General features: G+C 72.3%; 17 protein-coding genes. 14 read left to right on the top strand and 3 right to left on the bottom strand.

Annotated elements, in window-relative coordinates; genetic code table 11:
• The first annotated feature begins 9 nt into the window (after positions 1-9).
• The 6 genes from ACIQWX_RS03130 to ACIQWX_RS03105 all read left to right on the top strand — a co-directional run bounded on the left by ACIQWX_RS03130 (position 10) and on the right by ACIQWX_RS03105 (position 7,062).
• Complete coding sequence (locus tag ACIQWX_RS03130; RefSeq protein ID WP_400864785.1) at positions 10-246, top strand: glutaredoxin family protein; 237 nt, start codon at positions 10-12, stop codon at positions 244-246.
• A 65-nt stretch (positions 247-311) separates the two neighbouring features.
• A complete protein-coding gene (locus tag ACIQWX_RS03125; protein ID WP_400864783.1) occupies positions 312-1,868 on the top strand; it encodes a molybdopterin-dependent oxidoreductase in 1,557 nt (518 codons plus the stop codon).
• A 415-nt stretch (positions 1,869-2,283) separates the two neighbouring features.
• Positions 2,284-3,189 (top strand): redox-sensing transcriptional repressor Rex, encoded by a 906-nt coding sequence (locus tag ACIQWX_RS03120; RefSeq protein WP_400864781.1) that lies wholly within the window; start codon positions 2,284-2,286, stop codon positions 3,187-3,189.
• Positions 3,186-4,493: a glutamyl-tRNA reductase gene (locus ACIQWX_RS03115; protein ID WP_400864779.1), complete on the top strand. Its 1,308-nt coding sequence runs from the start codon at positions 3,186-3,188 to the stop codon at positions 4,491-4,493. Before ACIQWX_RS03120 ends, ACIQWX_RS03115 begins: the two co-directional genes overlap by 4 nt.
• Positions 4,494-4,513: 20 nt before the next feature.
• On the top strand, positions 4,514-5,443 hold the full coding sequence (gene hemC / locus ACIQWX_RS03110; protein WP_400864777.1) for a hydroxymethylbilane synthase: 930 nt from the start codon (positions 4,514-4,516) through the stop codon (positions 5,441-5,443).
• A gap of 86 nt (positions 5,444-5,529) precedes the next feature.
• Entirely contained in the window at positions 5,530-7,062 is a 1,533-nt protein-coding gene (locus ACIQWX_RS03105; protein ID WP_400864775.1) for a uroporphyrinogen-III synthase, read from the top strand.
• Between the two features lie 52 nt (positions 7,063-7,114).
• Here ACIQWX_RS03105 and ACIQWX_RS03100 read toward each other — a convergent pair whose 3' ends face one another.
• Together ACIQWX_RS03100 and ACIQWX_RS03095 are read right to left on the bottom strand one after the other, a co-directional pair.
• The gene (locus tag ACIQWX_RS03100) at positions 7,115-7,987 is read right to left on the bottom strand and encodes an NAD-dependent epimerase/dehydratase family protein (protein WP_400864773.1); all 873 of its coding nucleotides are present in this window, start codon (positions 7,985-7,987) and stop codon (positions 7,115-7,117) included.
• Complete coding sequence (locus tag ACIQWX_RS03095; protein WP_400864771.1) at positions 7,984-8,772, bottom strand: DUF6597 domain-containing transcriptional factor; 789 nt, start codon at positions 8,770-8,772, stop codon at positions 7,984-7,986. Before ACIQWX_RS03095 ends, ACIQWX_RS03100 begins: the two co-directional genes overlap by 4 nt.
• Positions 8,773-8,854: 82 nt before the next feature.
• Between ACIQWX_RS03095 and hemB the strand changes: the two genes are divergently transcribed.
• From hemB to ACIQWX_RS03055, 8 genes are all read left to right on the top strand, one after another.
• The gene (gene hemB, locus ACIQWX_RS03090) at positions 8,855-9,826 is read left to right on the top strand and encodes a porphobilinogen synthase (protein ID WP_400864769.1); all 972 of its coding nucleotides are present in this window, start codon (positions 8,855-8,857) and stop codon (positions 9,824-9,826) included.
• Between the two features lie 17 nt (positions 9,827-9,843).
• Positions 9,844-10,380, top strand: a complete 537-nt coding sequence (locus tag ACIQWX_RS03085; protein ID WP_400864767.1) for a hypothetical protein — start codon at positions 9,844-9,846, stop codon at positions 10,378-10,380.
• The gene (locus tag ACIQWX_RS03080) at positions 10,377-10,823 is read left to right on the top strand and encodes a hypothetical protein (RefSeq protein ID WP_400864765.1); all 447 of its coding nucleotides are present in this window, start codon (positions 10,377-10,379) and stop codon (positions 10,821-10,823) included. The genes ACIQWX_RS03085 and ACIQWX_RS03080 overlap by 4 nt, the downstream gene beginning before the upstream one ends.
• A 13-nt stretch (positions 10,824-10,836) precedes the next feature.
• Positions 10,837-11,175 carry a hypothetical protein gene (locus ACIQWX_RS03075; protein WP_400864763.1) on the top strand — a complete coding sequence of 113 codons (339 nt, stop codon included), beginning with the start codon at positions 10,837-10,839 and terminating at the stop codon, positions 11,173-11,175.
• A 62-nt stretch (positions 11,176-11,237) separates the two neighbouring features.
• Entirely contained in the window at positions 11,238-12,527 is a 1,290-nt protein-coding gene (locus tag ACIQWX_RS03070) for an efflux RND transporter periplasmic adaptor subunit (protein WP_400864761.1), read from the top strand.
• 11 nt (positions 12,528-12,538) lie between these two features.
• Complete coding sequence (locus ACIQWX_RS03065) at positions 12,539-13,243, top strand: ABC transporter ATP-binding protein (RefSeq protein WP_400864759.1); 705 nt, start codon at positions 12,539-12,541, stop codon at positions 13,241-13,243.
• On the top strand, positions 13,240-14,445 hold the full coding sequence (locus tag ACIQWX_RS03060) for an ABC transporter permease (protein WP_400864757.1): 1,206 nt from the start codon (positions 13,240-13,242) through the stop codon (positions 14,443-14,445). The genes ACIQWX_RS03065 and ACIQWX_RS03060 overlap by 4 nt, the downstream gene beginning before the upstream one ends.
• 11 nt (positions 14,446-14,456) lie before the next feature.
• Positions 14,457-15,017 (top strand): hypothetical protein, encoded by a 561-nt coding sequence (locus ACIQWX_RS03055; protein ID WP_400864755.1) that lies wholly within the window; start codon positions 14,457-14,459, stop codon positions 15,015-15,017.
• Here the strand turns inward: ACIQWX_RS03055 and ACIQWX_RS03050 are convergent.
• Positions 15,014-15,490 (bottom strand): TspO/MBR family protein, encoded by a 477-nt coding sequence (locus tag ACIQWX_RS03050; protein WP_400864753.1) that lies wholly within the window; start codon positions 15,488-15,490, stop codon positions 15,014-15,016. The two genes, ACIQWX_RS03055 and ACIQWX_RS03050, sit on opposite strands and share 4 nt — an antisense overlap.
• Between the last annotated feature and the right edge of the window lie 29 nt (positions 15,491-15,519).

Genomic DNA, 15,519 nt, shown 5'->3' with positions numbered 1-15,519 from the left:
AAGGACGGCATGGCGCACGAAGTGACGGTCATGGGCCGCGACGGCTGCCACCTCTGCGAGGTCGCGGAGGCGGAGGTCGCCCGGATCTGCGGTGAGCTGGGTGTCCCGTGGAAGGCGGAGGACGTCGACACGGATCCGGAGTGGCGCGCCGAGTACGGCGACCGCGTCCCGGTGATCCTCGTCGACGGCGCCGAGCACGGGTACTGGCGCGTCGAGGAGGACCGGCTGCGGAAGGCCCTCGCCTGAAGCCGTAACAGGTCTGTAAGCCGTTCCGAGCAGCCGCTTCACGCCTTCGCTCCGAAGATGGAGGCGTGAGCACTCTGCAGGAAGCGCCGCCCGAAGCACCCCGGCGGCTTTCGCTGCCCGTCGCGACCCTCATCGGGGTGCTCGCGCTGGCCGCCGCCCTCGGGGTCGGGCACCTGGTCGCCGGGTTCGTCGGCTACACGGCCTCGCCGTTCATCGCGGTCGCCAACTACGTCATCGACCACAGCCCGACCCCGATCGTGAAGTGGGCCGAGCGGACGCTGGGCACCTGGGACAAGCCGGTCCTGAAGGTCGGGCTGGCCCTCGTGCTCGTGCTGTTCGCGCTGCTGGCCGGGCAGCTCTCGCGGCGGACGCCCCGCGCCGGGCAGATCCTCGTCGTCGTGCTCGGTGCCGCCGGCGTCGCGGCCGTCTACGCGCGCAGCGACCTCGGGCAGGTCGCGCTGCTCGCGCCGGTCGCCGCGCTCGCCGCCGGGCTCGCGGTGTTCACCTGGCTGCACCGGATCGCGCTGCCGGTGGACGTCGTGCACGACCGGGGGTTCGACCGCCGGAAGTTCCTCCGGGCCGGCGTCGGGGTGGTGGCCGGGTCGGGCGTCGCCGCCGTCGTCGGGCAGGTGGCCGGGACCAGCTCGAACGCCGAGGAGTCGCGGGCCGCCGTCGGGCCGCTGGTCCCCGCGCGGACCGCGCCGCCGCTGCCCGCCGACGCCGACTTCGCGAAGCTCGGCTCACCGCCGTTCCTCACGCCGAACGGCGACTTCTACCGCATCGACACCGCGCTGGTCGTCCCGCAGATCCGCACCGAGGACTGGAGCCTGAAGATCCACGGGATGGTCGACCGCGAAGTGACCTTCTCCTACGCCGACATCCGCAACCGGCCGCTGGTCGAGCGGCGCGTCACGCTGACGTGCGTGTCCAACGAGGTCGGCGGGCCGCTGATCTCGAACGCGACCTGGCTCGGCGTCGACCTCGTCGACCTGCTCGGCGAAGCCGGCGTCCAGGCCGGGGCCGAGCAGATGTACGCGACCAGCGTCGACGGCTGGACGTGCGGCACCCCGGCGAACGTGGCCCTCGACCCGCAGCGCGGCGCGATGCTCGCGATCGGCATGAACGGCGAGCCGCTGCCGGTCGAGCACGGCTTCCCGGCGCGGATCGTCATCCCCGGGCTGTACGGGTACGTGTCCGCGACGAAGTGGGTCGAGTCGCTGGAGTTCGCGAAGTGGGACGACCGGCAGGCGTACTGGCTCAGCCGCGGCTGGGCCGAGCAGGCGCCGATCAAGACGGAGTCCCGGATCGACACCCCGACCGGCTTCGCGAAGGTCGGCGCGGGCAAGGTCCGGCTGGCCGGGACGGCGTGGGCGCAGCACACGGGCATCGCGAAGGTCGAGGTCCGGCTGGACCAGGGCGCGTGGCAGCCGGCGGTGCTGTCGGCCGAGGTGAGCAAGGACACCTGGCGCATGTGGTGGATCGAGCTGGAGGTGCCGAAGGGGACGCACCAGGCGTTCGTGCGGGCGACCGACCAGGACGGCTACACGCAGACGGAGAACCGCGCGGACCCGGTCCCCGACGGCGCCACCGGCTGGCACTCGGTGAGCCTCGACGCGAGCTGACCCACACCGCCGCCAAAGGTCTTGAATGAGTCATTCAGGACCTCCGGGGTCCTGAATGACTCATTCAAGACACCGCGGGGCCGAGCAGCGCGCCGGAGCCGTTCACCGCGCCCGGCGGCCCGCTTGCCGCGCCGCCGGTGCGGGCGCGCGATCACGCCCGGCGTGCGACGGGGGGCGGAAGTGCCTGGCGGGCAAGGATTCTGACACCGCGTCATGATCGTGGCCACCCCTGAACCGCCTCCGACCAGTGACTTTGTGCGTGCGTTCACAAGTGGTCTACCGTAGGACCATCGCCCCCGGGCGGTCCGCATCGAACCGGACCCCGCGCCCTGGGTCAAGACACAGTTCGGAACGGCCGTGGCGATGGCCGCCGGGTGCACAGCTTCACTTCGAACAGCGGGCAGGAGACGACGGCGTGGTGACACAGCGGGGGAGGCGCGACGCGGCGGACTCCCCGGGCCGGGCGCCGCGACGGCCCCGCCGTCCGGCCACCCCGGACGCCGACAACGCCCCCACCGCCGAAATGCCGGCGGTCCCGGCCGGCCCCAACGGGGATGCCCCCGAGGCCGTCCGGGCGAAGCAGATCCCCGAAGCCGCCGTTGCCCGCCTCGCCGTCTACCTCCGGGTGCTGTCCGGGATGTCCGAGCAGGGCGCGACGACCGTTTCGAGCGAGGAACTGTCCCAGGCCGCGGGCGTCAATTCCGCCAAATTGCGCAAAGACCTCTCCTACCTCGGCTCGTACGGCACCCGCGGCGTCGGCTACGAGGTCAGCGTCCTGGTCAGCCAGATCGAGCGCATCTTGGGCCTGACCCGGCAGCACAAAGTGGCCGTGGTCGGGATCGGTAACCTCGGCCACGCGCTGGCCAACTACGGCGGCTTCCCGGGGCGCGGCTTCCCGGTCGAGGCCCTGTTCGACCTGGACGCGGACCTGATCGGCGTGCCCGTCGGCGGCCTCCCGGTGTCGCACATGGACGACATCCCGCGCATCTGCGCCGAGCGCGGCATCTCCATCGGCGTGATCGCCACCCCGCCCACCGCCGCGCAATCGGTGTGTGACCGTCTGGTCGCGGGCGGTGTCCAGTGCATCCTCAACTTCGCTCCCGTCGTGCTGCAGGTTCCTGCTCACATCGAGGTCCGCAAAGTGGATTTGGCCGTGGAGCTGCAGATACTCTCGTTCCATGTGGCCCGCCGCGCGGATGACGCCGCCGGCAATCAGGGCAATTCCGGATTACCCGGGACAGGCCTGCCGTCCGAGAATGGGAAGGGCGGCCGGAACGGTTCGGGTCCGGACGGCGGACGGGAAATGGTGGTGCGCTCATGAGCGTCTTGGCGGTCGGTCTCTCGCATCGGAGTGCGGAGCTGAGCACGCTCGAGCGCGTCGCGGTGCCGGCTCCCGAGATCGGCAAGGTGCTCGACGAGCTGCAGCAGGCCGAGCACGTCAGTGAGGTCATGCTCGTCTCGACGTGCAACCGGATCGAGGTCTACGCGGTCGTCGAGACCTTCCACGGCGGCCTCGACGACGTCACCCGCGTGCTCTCCCGCCAGGCCGGCATGGAAACCGCCGAGCTTTACGACAGCCTGTACGTGCACTACGCCGGCGCCGCGGTCGAGCACCTGTTCTCGGTCACCTCGGGCCTGGACTCGATGGTCGTCGGCGAGACGCAGATCCTCGGCCAGATCCGGTCCGCCTACGCCACCGCGCGCGAGGCCGGCACCGTCGGCCGCACGCTGCACGAGCTGATCCAGACCACGCTGCGCGTCGGCAAGCGCGTCCACACCGAAACCGGGCTCGACCAGCTCGGCGCGTCGGTCGTGTCCGAAGCGCTCGCCGCGGCCGGGGACGTCGCCGGCAAGCACGCCGTCATCGTCGGCGCCGGCTCGATGGGCGCGCTGAGCGCGTCGCAGCTGCGCAAGGCCGGCATCGGCGAGATCACCGTCGCCAACCGCACCGACGCCCGCGCCCGCCGGCTGGCCGCGAACGTCACCGAGCAGGGCGTGCCGGCCCGCGCGGTCCCGCTGTCGCAGGTCGCCGACGCGGTCCGCGACGCCGACGTCGTGATCTGCTGCACCGGCGCGCAGGACGCCGTCTTCACGCCGGAGCACGTGCTGCCCCGCGGTGGCCGCGCCCTGGTCGTCTGCGACCTCGGCCTGCCCCGCGATGTCGACCCGGCGGTCGGCGAGCTCGCCGACGTCCGGGTCGTCGACCTGGCCACCATCCAGCGCCGGATGCGCGAAGCCGGCACCCCGACCACCGAGCGCCAGACGGCCAAGGCGACCGGGATCGTCCTCGACGAGGTCCGCGACTACCTCGCCGGGCAGCGCAGCGCCGAGGTCACCCCGACCGTGACGGCGTTGCGCCGTCGCGCGGCCGAGGTCGTCGACGCCGAGCTGCTCCGGCTGGACAACCGCCTGCCCGAACTGGAGCCGGGCGTCCGCGAAGAGGTCGGCCGCACGGTCCGCCGGGTGGTCGACAAGCTGCTGCACGCGCCGACCGTGCGGGTCAAGCAGCTGGCCGCCGAGACGGCCGACACCGACTACGCGAACGCGTTGCGAGAACTGTTTTGCCTCGACCCGCAGGCACCCGCCGCGGTGGCGAGCCCGAAGCCCCCACCAGAGAAGAAGTAGCAGTGACCAGAGTCATTCGCATGGGTACGCGTGGTTCGAAGCTCGCGCTGACCCAGACCGGAACCGTGGCCGACGCCCTGCGCGCCACCGGCGTCGAGGTCGAGATCGTCAAGGTGACCACCCCCGGCGACAAGTCGATGGCGCCGATCGCGACGATCGGCGTCGGCGTGTTCACCTCCGCGCTGCGGGAAGCCCTGCTGCGCGGCGAAGTCGACGTCATCGTCCACTCGTACAAGGACCTGCCGACCGCGCCGGAGCCGGGCATCACGCTCGCCGCCGTGCCGCCGCGCGAGGACCCGCGGGACGCGCTGATCGCGCGTGACGGGCTGACCCTGGGCGAGCTGCCGCCGGGTTCGACGGTGGGCACCGGCGCCGCCCGGCGCACCGCGCAGCTGCGTGCGCTGGGTCTCGGTTTGGAAATCGTGCCGATTCGCGGCAATATCGACACCCGCATGCGCAAGGTGACCGACGGCGAGCTCGATGCCGTGGTGCTCGCGCGTGCCGGACTGGCCAGGGTCGGTCTGGTCGAGGCGATCACCGAGACCCTCGACCCGATCCAGATGCTGCCCGCGCCCGCCCAGGGCGCGCTGGCGGTGGAGTGCCGGTCCGCCGACGTGGACATCGAGCAGCTGCTCGCGTCCACAGTGGACGACGAGGGCACGCGGGTCGCGGTGACGGCCGAGCGTTCCCTGCTGGCCGCGCTCGAGGCGGGGTGCAGCGCGCCGGTGGGCGCGCTCGCCGAGATCGTCGAAGATCTCGACGCCGAGGGCAAGGTCGTGGAACGGATCTCGCTGCGCGGCACCGCCGCGGTCGACGGCGAGGACGGCGCGGTGGACATGGTCCGGGCCATCGCGCTCGCCGACAAGGACCAGGCCGCCCAGCTGGGCAAGGACCTGGCCGCCGAGCTGCTGGACCTCGGAGCCGGAGCCCTCTCCGGTCCCGCTCAGTAGCGCTCTCGCGAGCGCTTCGAAAAGACGTGTAGGAGACCTGCGTCCGTGCGATCCCGCACGGCCGCCGCAAGAGGAGAAACGCACAGATGACCCCCGCGCGAAAGACCACCGGGCGCGTAGCGTTCGTGGGCTCCGGCCCCGGCGACGCCGGCCTGCTCACGGTCCGTGCCCAGGAGCTGCTGACCAAGGCCGAGGTCGTGGTGACCGACCCCGACGTCCCCCAGGCGGTGCTGGCCATGGCCGCCGAGGGCGCCGAGGTCCGGCCCGCCGTCGGCGAGGCCGCCGAGGTCGCCAAGGACCTCACCGCCGAGGCCAAGGCCGGCCGGCTGGTGCTGCGCCTGGTGGCGGGCGACCCGCTGACCACCCCGGCCGTGGTGGCCGAGGTGCAGGCGGTCGCGCGCACGAGCGCCGTGTTCGACGTCATCCCGGGCGTCTCGCCCGCCGCGGCCGTCCCGGCGTACGCGGGCGTCGCGCTGGGCGGCACGCACACCGAGGTCGACGTCCGCGGCGACGTCGACTGGGCGGCGCTGGCCGCCTCGCCCGGCCCGCTGGTGCTGCACGCGTCGTCGGCGCACCTGGCCGAGGCCGCGTCCGCGCTGACCGGCAACGGCGTCCCGGCGTCGACCCCGGTCGCGGTCACCGCGAACGGCACCATCAACACCCAGCGCACCCTCGACACCACGCTCGAGAAGCTCGCCAACGACGCGGGCGAGCTCGTCGGGCCGCTGATCGTCACGATCGGCCAGGCCGCCGGGCAGCGCTCGAAGCTGTCGTGGTGGGAGTCGCGCGCGCTGTACGGCTGGAAGGTCCTGGTGCCGCGCACCAAGGAGCAGGCCGGCGAGATGGCCGAGCGCCTGCGCGGCCACGGCGCGACGTCGCACGAGGTGCCGACCATCTCGGTCGAGCCGCCCCGCAGCCCGGCCCAGATGGAGCGCTCGGTCAAGGGCCTGGTCGACGGCCGCTACCAGTGGATCGTCTTCACCTCCACCAACGCGGTCCGCGCGGTGTGGGAGAAGTTCGAGGAGTTCGGGCTCGACGCCCGCGCGTTCTCCGGCGTGAAGATCGCCTGCGTCGGCGAATCGACCGCGGCGAAGGTGCGCTCGTTCGGCATCATCCCGGAGCTGGTCCCGTCGGGCGAGCAGTCGTCCGAGGGCCTGCTGGCCGAGTTCCCGCCGTACGACGACGTCCTCGACCCGGTCGACCGCGTGCTGCTGCCGCGGGCGGACATCGCCACCGAGACGCTGTCGGCCGGCCTGCGCGAGCGCGGCTGGGAGATCGACGACGTGACGGCCTACCGGACCGTCCGGGCCGCGCCGCCGCCCGCCGAGACCCGCGAGATGATCAAGACCGGCGGCTTCGACGCGGTCTGCTTCACCTCGTCCTCGACCGTGCGGAACCTGGTCGGCATCGCCGGCAAGCCGCACACCCGCACGCTGGTCGCGTGCATCGGCCCGAAGACCGCGGAAACCGCCGTGGAGTTCGGGCTCCGGGTCGACGTCCAGCCGGAGAAGGCCGACGTGCCGCACCTGGTGGACGCGCTGGCCGAGCACGCCGCTCGCCTGCGTGCTGAGGGTGCGCTGCCGCCGCCCCGCAAGGCGAAGCGGGCCCGCCGCTCCTGAGGTTCTTCACGACGAAGGCCGCCCCGGTTTGCCGGGGCGGCCTTCGGTCGTTTCAGCGGGGGTTGGTCTCGCGCCACTTCAGGTAGTCGGCGACCGAGGCCGGGACGTCAAACTCGGGCTTGAAGCCCGTGTCCGCGGTCAGGCGGGAGATGTCCAGGTACGGGCCGCTCGAGCCGCCCGGCTGCAGGGTTGCGCCCAGCGCCGACGCGAACTCGCCGTACGTGAACGGGCGGCCGCTCGACACGTTGTAGACCTCGTGGTTCAGCGTCGGGGCCGTGGTCAGCAGGGCGATCGCGCGGCCCGCGTCCGGGGCGTAGCAAACGTCGCCGCCGTCGTCGGCGTGCATCTGCGAGGTGGCCGTGTTGACCAGCGACGGGATCGGGCAGAACGGCGACTGCGGGTCCACCAGCGGGCCCCAGATCGTGCCGATGCGCAGCACCACCGGCTGGACGCCGCTGCCCGCCAGGCTGTGCGTCGTCAGCGGCTCGACCGCCTTCTTGTACGCGATGATCAAGTGCGGCAAGGCAACCGAAGGGAGCGAGAGGTCTTCGGTCCAAGGCACCTCCGGACGGCCGATGTACACGCCCAGGCTGCTGGCCACCGCGAACCGCCGGACGCCCCACGCGCGGGCCGCGTCGAGGGCGTTGAGCAGGCCCGCCGTGTCCGTGCGGAAGAACTCGACCGGGTCGTCCCCGGGGATGCTGCCCGCGAGGTGGACGATGTCGCTGATGTCGTGGCGCGACCCGAGTGCAAGGAATGCGTCCCGGTCGGTGACGTCGAGCCGTTCGACCGTGACCCGGCCCTCCAGGAACGACGGCACCTCGACCCGCCGGTGGGCGGTGACGACGACGTCGTGGCCGAGGTGCAGCAGCGCGCGGGCGGTGTGGGCGCCGATCATGCCGAGCCCGCCGGTGACGAGGATCATCGCGCCAGGCTAGGGACGCCGAGCCGGCCGTTCTTGAACGAATCGCGCAGGAACGGCAGGTAGGACGCCGAGTGGTCGTGACCGCACGCGCACCCCTCGACGCTGCCGCCGAGCAACGCCCGCGGGGTCAGCCCGGTCAGGCGGAGGCACTCGCGGTTGAGGTGCGCCTGGTCGGCGTACCCGGTGTCGGCGGCGAGCCCGGCCGCGCTCCGCAGCCCCGCCTGGGCCAGCGCGAGGAACCCCTGGAACCGCAGCGTCCGCTGCAGGACCTTCGGCGCGACGCCCACCGCCTGCAGGCAGCGGCGGCGCAGCTGGCTGGGGGACAACGCGAGGTGGCCGGCCACGGTGTCGATGTCGGCCGGGCGCCACGGCATCAGCAGCCGCACGGCCTCGGCGACCAGCGGGTCCACCGCTGCCACGGGCAGCCGGGCCTGGATGCCCGCGAGGGTTCCGGCCGCCGCCAGCCGGCCGGCCGCGTCACCCCACAGGTCGGCCAGGTCGACGTGCTGGTCGACGAGCTCGTCGAGGGGGACCGGAAGCGGCGGAGCGGCGCCGGGCCGGTACCGGACCCCGACGAGCGTCGTGCGCGCCGGGATGACCTCGAGCCTGGGCGCGGTCAGCGGGCCGAGCAGCCGGGGCCGTCCCCCGAGCGGGAAGTGCAGTTCGACGCCGCCGGTGGGCAGGTGCCGCTGGACGTACGGCGCGTCGCCGGTGCGCTGGAACCAGACCGTCCGCACCACGGACGCCAGCCGCGGCACGGGCAGGCGCTCGACGTACTCGGTCACCCCCGTACCGAATCGCCCGCGCGGGCCGGGGTCAAGCACCCTTGCGGAACTCCGGCGATCACGGCGGGAGTAACTTGGAGGGGTGTTCCCAGAGCATCGTCCCCGCAGGCTCCGCACCACCCCGGCCATGCGCAGGCTGGTGGGTGAGACGACGCTGCGGCCACGCCAGCTGATCCTCCCGATGTTCGTCGCCGAGGGCCTCGACCAGCCGAAGGCGATTTCGAGCATGCCGGGCGTCGTCCAGCACACCCGCGACACGTTGCGGAAGGCCGCCGTGGACGCGGTCAACGCCGGCGTCGGCGGGCTCATGCTGTTCGGCGTCCCGCAGCACCGGGACGCCGAAGGCTCCGGCGCGGTCGACGAGAACGGCATCCTCAACGTCGCCCTGCGCGACCTGCGCCACGAGCTGGGCGACGCCACCGTGCTGATGGCCGACACCTGCCTCGACGAGTTCACCGACCACGGCCACTGCGGCGTCCTGGACGCCGACGGCGGGGTCGACAACGACGCCACCCTGCGCATCTACGCCGAGATGGCGGTCGCGCAGGCCGAAGCCGGGGCGCACGTGCTCGGGCCGTCCGGGATGATGGACGGCCAGATCGGCGTCATCCGCCGGGCGCTCGACGAGGCCGGGCACCGCGACAAGGCGATCCTCGCCTACTCCGCGAAGTACGCCAGCGCGTTCTACGGCCCCTTCCGCGAGGCCGTCGACTCGCAGCTCAAGGGCGACCGCAAGACCTACCAGCAGGACCCGGGCAACGGCCGCGAGGCGCTGCGCGAGATCGAGCTGGACCTCGCCGAGGGCGCGGACATGGTCATGGTCAAGCCCGCGCTGTCCTATTTGGACGTCATCAAGGCGGCCGCGGACATCTCCCCGGTGCCGGTGGCGGCGTACAACATCTCGGGCGAATACGCGATGGTCGAGGCCGCCGCGGCGAACGGCTGGCTGGACCGCGAACGGACCGTCCTCGAGGTGCTGACGTCGATCCGCCGCGCGGGCGCCGACCTGATCCTCACGTACTGGGCGGCCGAGGCCGCTGCCTGGCTGGACTGACGTAATAGAGTCCCCCCGTGGACGACAAAGAGGACCTGACGGGTCTGACCGATGACGAACGGCGCAAACTGGGCCGCTCGCCGGATCCGCTGCTGCCGGGCCAGGTCGCGACGCGCGTGACGCCGCCCGGACCCGTGCAGGTGTCCTTCTGGTTCTGGATCGCCGGCGGTCTCGTGCTGATCGGCGGCCAGGTGCTCACCCTGGTCCTCAAGCAGCAGCTGGTCGACCAGCTGATCAAGCAGAACCGCGAGGCGGGCCGCCAGTTCGACGCGGCGGCGATCGCCAGCGGCACGAACACACTGGTCTGGGTGCTGCTCGTCGGGGCGGTGGTGTTCGCGCTGCTGATGGCGTTGTTCGCGTACAAGGCCCGCGAAGGCACCCGCTCGGCGCGCACGGTGCTGACGTGGCTCGCGATCGCGTGCGTGCTGTTCCAGTTCGCGTTGTTCAGCAACCTGCCGTCGGTCGTCGCGACGCTGCTGTTCGTCATCGCGCTGGTGCTGATGTACCTGCCGTCGGTGCGCGACTTCTTCCCGAAGGCAGGCGCCAAGCCGTGAGCGACCGGCTCTACGCCGAGTCGGGCGTGAGCTGGGCCGCCATCGCGTGGGGCCCGGTGTTCGCCCTGCTCGGCGGGCTGGCGGAGCTGGTCACGGGCGGGCCGGTGCACGTCGTCGGCTGGCTGATGGTCGGGTTCGGGCTGTGCGTCATCACGGTGCCGTGGGTGTACGCGCGCCGCCGGTTCCTGTCGCTGGAAGTGACGACGAAGCAGCTGCGCCAGGGCCGCGAGAAGGTGGCGGCGGACCAGCTGGCCTCGGTGACGGACGTCGGCGTCCCGGTGGGCGCGCGGGTCCTGGGCGGCGGCTGGACGGTGCCGCGCAAGTACGACTCGCTCCCGGTCGAGCTGGCGGACGGCACGGTGGTCCTGGCGTGGGCGAAGGACGTCGAGGCGCTGCAGGACGCGCTGGACCGGCTCGTGCGGGCGACGCCGAAGGAAGCATGAGAAAATCGCTTCCGTGATCGACCTCCCGCAGCCCACCGGGGCCGAGCTCTGGCCGCCGGAAGAAGCCGGCCCGCAGGCCCGGCTGCACAAGCCGTGGCGGACGCTCGTCGCCGTCCTGGAAGTCGTGCTCGCCGTCGGCGCCGGGTGGGCCGCCTACGCCCTCTGGCACGGCGGCCTCGCCGTCGTCGTCACGCGGACCGACGACGGCGCCGTCCTCGAGTCGCACCGGTACTTCGGGGGCATGCTCGCCGCCGCCATCGGGCTCGGCACCGTGGCCGCGATCCTGCTGGTCGACGCCGTGCGTCAGCTGCTGCTCGCCGTGCGTGCGCGGCACCGCGCCCCGAAGGCCTGATACACAGCTCCCGCACAGGGAACGAACAGTCAATTGCTAAGCAGCGGCACCACTGTTGCCGCATGACGCGCGTGCGTGCCTCGAAGGCATGGGTGATCAACGGTGCTCTGGTCGTACTGCTGGCCGGAGCGGGTTTCGGGATATACCAGGCGTTCAGCCCGGAACCGAACACGGCGCAGGCGCAGACGCGCAGCACCCAGGTGCGCCGCGCGACGGTCACCGAGACCATCTCCGCCGCGGGGACCCTCGCCAGCAGCTACACCGGCGCGGCGAACTTCTCGACGGCGGGCAAGGTCACCTCGATCGACGTGAAGGTCGGCGACGTCGTCAGCGCCGGCCAGAAGCTCGCCACCATCGACAGCACGCAGGCGGCGAAACAGCTTCAGGTCGCGAAGGCGAACCTCGCCGTCGCGCAGGACAGCCTGGACTCCGCCGAAGACGCCGAGGACACCCCGGCGACCGGCCAGAACTCCCAGAACAGCACGCAGGCCGCGAACAGCGTCACCTCGGCGCAGGCCAAGCTCGACCAGGCGCAGCTGGACGTCCAGACCGCGCAGGAAGCCCTCGACAACACGACGCTCTACGCACCCGGCGCCGGCACGGTGACCGCGGTCAACGGGACCGTCGGGCAGCAGTCCTCCAGCGGCTCGGCGAGCAGCTCCCAGTCGTCGAGCAGCAGCAGTGGCAGCGGCCAGGGCGGACAGGGCTCGTCGAACAGCACCGCGTCCTCGTCCAGCAGTAGCAGCAGTGGCTTCATCACCATCACGAACATGACCGGCCTGGTCGTGAACACCTCGGTCGCCGAGATCGACGTCAGCAAGGTCAAGACCGGCCAGAAGGCCACCGTGACGCTGAACGCGTTGCCGGACAAGCCGGTCCAGGCCACCGTATCGAGCATCAACCTGACCCCGACGACCAGCGGCAGCGTCGTCTCCTACGGCGCGCAGCTCGCGCTGACCGACCCGCCGGACGGGCTGCGGCCCGGCCAGTCGGCGAGCGTCGTCATCACCGTGGCGGAGGCGCAGAACGCGCTGAGCGTGCCGGCCGCGGCCGTGACGACCGCCGGCACCACGAACGTCGTCACCGTGCAGGAGAACGGCCAGAACGTGCCGCGGCAGGTGCAGGTCGGCATCCGCGGCGAGTCGACCGTGCAGATCACCTCCGGGCTGACCGAGGGCGAGAACGTCGTGCTCAGCGGGGCCTCGACCGGCACGACCGGGGGCACCGGCCGGACCGGGACCGGGACCGGTGGCACCGGCGGGTTCCCGGGCGGCGGCACCGGTGGCTTCCCCGGCGGCGGCCAGCGCGGCACCGGCACGGGCGCCGGCGGCGGGTTCGGCGGCCGCGGGTGAACCCGGCGCGCGTGAAGCCGGTGATCGCGGTCTCCGGGCTGCGCAAGACCTACGGCGCCGGCGACACGGCGGTGCACGCGCTGCGTGGCGTCGAGCTGACCGTCTGGCCCGGCGAGTACGTCGCCATCATGGGTGCCTCGGGCTCGGGCAAGTCGACGTTGCTGAACATGCTCGGCTGCCTCGACGTCCCGACGTCCGGCCAGTACCTGCTCGACGGCTTCGGCGTCGGCAAGCTGAACGAGCGGCAATTGGCGTTGCTGCGCAACCGGAAGATCGGTTTCATCTTCCAGTCGTTCAACCTGGTACCGCGGACGTCCGCGCTGTCCAATGTGGAGCTTCCGCTCGTCTACAGTGGACTCCGCCGGGCGGAACGCCGCCGCCGCGCGCTCGCGGCGCTCGAGATGGTCGGGCTGTCCGACCGGGCCAAGCACCTGCCGAGCGAGCTGTCCGGCGGCCAGATCCAGCGCGTCGCCGTGGCGCGGGCGCTGGTCACCGGCCCGGCGATGCTGCTGGCCGACGAGCCCACCGGCAACCTCGACCGCCGCAGCACCGAAGACGTCCTCGGCGTGTTCGACCGGCTCAACCGGCTCGGGCGCACCATCGTCGTCATCACGCACGAGGACGAGGTCGCCGAGCACGCGCGCCGCGTGGTGCGGGTCGACGACGGCCTCATCGTGTCCGACGAGATCACCCGCGCGGCCGGAGCGCTCACGTGAACTTCCTCGAAATCCTGCGCTTCGCCGTCCGCGGGCTCACCGCGAACAAGCTGCGCTCGGCGCTCACCACGCTCGGCATCACCATCGGCGTCGCCGCGGTGATCCTGCTCGTCGCGGTCGGCAACGGCGCTTCGGCGGCCATCGCGGCCAGCATCCAGGGCCTCGGCACCAACGTCGTCAACGTCTCCCCGGCGCGCGGCGGCGGGCAGGGCGCGTCGGCGCGGCCGCTGACCGTCCAGGACGCGCACGCGCTCGTCGACCCCGTCGGCGCGCCGGACGTCAAGGCCGCGTCGCCGGTGGTGAACACGACGGCGACCGCGACCTACGGGCAGACGTCGTACGACATCTCCAGCGTCGCGGGCACCGAACCGGCCTACTTCGCGACGACCAACCGCGACCTCGCCCAAGGCCAGCTGTTCACCAGCGAGGACGTCACGGCCGCGCGGAAGGTCGTCGTCCTCGGCCCGACGACGGCGGAGTCGATCTTCGGCACCACCACGGCCGCGGTCGGCAAGAACGTGCTGCTCAACAGCATCCAGTTCACCGTGGTCGGGGTGCTGCAGGCCAAGGGCAGCACCGGCCTGCAGAACGCCGACGACGTCGCCATCGCGCCGATCTCGGCCGTCCAGAACTCCCTCGCCGGCTACGGGAGCCTCAGCCAGATCGCCGTCCAGGCCACCAGCGCGGACTCCGTCTCGCTGGCCCAGTCCGAGATCACCGCGATCCTCAACGCCCGTCACGGCATCCGCCTCGGCGGCACCGCCGACTACCAGATCCAGAACTCCGAGCAGCTGCTCGCGACCCGGACGTCGGCGACCGAGACGTTCACGGTGCTGCTGGCGGCGGTCGCGGCGATCTCGCTGCTCGTCGGCGGCATCGGCGTCACCAACATCATGCTCGTCACGGTGACCGAGCGGATCCGCGAAATCGGCATCCGCAAGGCCATCGGCGCCCCGCGCGCGGCCATCCTCGGCCAGTTCCTCGCCGAAGCGACCATGCTCAGCCTGTTCGGCGGGCTGCTCGGCGTCGCGATCGGGCTGATCGGCAGCCGGTTCACCATCTCCGGGATCCAGCCCGTGGTGGTGCCCTCGTCGATCCTGCTCGCGTTCGCGGTATCCGCCCTGATCGGGCTGTTCTTCGGCAGCTTCCCGGCGAACCGGGCCGCCAAGCTGCGGCCCATCGACGCCCTGCGTCACGAATAAGGAGTCTTCGCATGTCTTCGTCCACGACGACCCAGCCGGGCGACGAGCCGACGGCCGTGCTGCCGGCGGTCGAGCCGACCGCGGAGCAGATCGTCGCCAGCCCGGCGGTCGAGGGGGATCTCAACGCCGAAATGCGGCGGGCCGCGAAGCCGTTCTCGCGCACGACGGTGGTGCTCGCCGGGCTCGTCGTCCTCGCTATCGCGTTCGGTGGCGGTGTCTGGACGCACGCCGCGTTCGGCTCCTCGTCCTCCGCCACGCCCACCCGCCCCACCGGCGCGGCTCAAGGCGGTCAGCAGGGCGGCACCGGCCAGCAGGGTGGTGGCTTCCGCGGCGCGGGCGGCGGGCGCGGCACCACGGGCACGGTCGACCGCGTCGACGGCACCACCGTCTACGTGAAGACCGCGCAGGGCGACGACGTCAAGGTGTCCACTTCGGACTCGACCACGGTCGGCGTCACCCAGCAGGGCAAGCTCTCCGACCTCAAGCCGGGCTCGACGGTCACCGTCCAGGGGCAGGCCGGCGAGGACGGCACGGTGACCGCGCAGGCCATCACCCAGCAGGCCGCGCGCTAGTTGAGCGCGACGATCGCGGTGTTCAGCGCCGTCGCGTAGAGGATCCAGGCGAGGTAGGGCACGAGCAGCGCGGCGGCGGGCTTCGACCGGCGGGCGAACAGGACGATCGTGACGACCACCACGACGTCCAGCACGACGATGTCGACGAGCGCCGCCTTCGCCGCGCCGCCCTCGAAGAACAGCGGCGTCCACAGGAGGTTGGCCAGCAGGCCGATGCCGTAGGCGGCGAACCCGCGGGTCTCGCCGTCGGTGCGCCAGTAGAGCCAGCCGGACACCGCGATCGTGACGTACAGCACCGTCCACACCGGACCGAACCAGGACGCCGGCGCCGCCCACGACGGCTGCTCGAGCCGCGCGTAGACGTCCTTCGCCGAGGTGGCGGCCAGTCCGGCGACCACGGCCACGACGGCGACGACGCCCAGGAAGCCGGCCAGCACGAGCCACGGGTTGCGCTGGGACACACGTTCGGTCACCGGCTGTTCCCCTCCCGGGCGGCGTCCGG

Source organism: Amycolatopsis sp. NPDC098790, assembly GCF_044759945.1.
Classification (GTDB): Bacteria; Actinomycetota; Actinomycetes; order Mycobacteriales; family Pseudonocardiaceae; genus Amycolatopsis.
This window is presented reverse-complemented; position numbering and strand designations above follow the sequence as displayed.

Bases quoted from the DNA above. Each gene is read 5' to 3' on its own strand.
- ACIQWX_RS03115 (WP_400864779.1), top strand. From the start codon at position 3,186: ATGAGCGTCTTGGCGGTCGGTCTCTCGCATCGGAGTGCGGAGCTGAGC.
- ACIQWX_RS03130 (WP_400864785.1), top strand. From the start codon at position 10: ATGGCGCACGAAGTGACGGTCATGGGCCGCGACGGCTGCCACCTCTGC.
- hemC (WP_400864777.1), top strand. From the start codon at position 4,514: ATGGGTACGCGTGGTTCGAAGCTCGCGCTGACCCAGACCGGAACCGTG.
- ACIQWX_RS03070 (WP_400864761.1), top strand. From the start codon at position 11,238: ATGACGCGCGTGCGTGCCTCGAAGGCATGGGTGATCAACGGTGCTCTG.
- ACIQWX_RS03105 (WP_400864775.1), top strand. From the start codon at position 5,530: ATGACCCCCGCGCGAAAGACCACCGGGCGCGTAGCGTTCGTGGGCTCC.
- ACIQWX_RS03055 (WP_400864755.1), top strand. From the start codon at position 14,457: ATGTCTTCGTCCACGACGACCCAGCCGGGCGACGAGCCGACGGCCGTG.
- ACIQWX_RS03100 (WP_400864773.1), bottom strand. From the start codon at position 7,987: ATGATCCTCGTCACCGGCGGGCTCGGCATGATCGGCGCCCACACCGCC.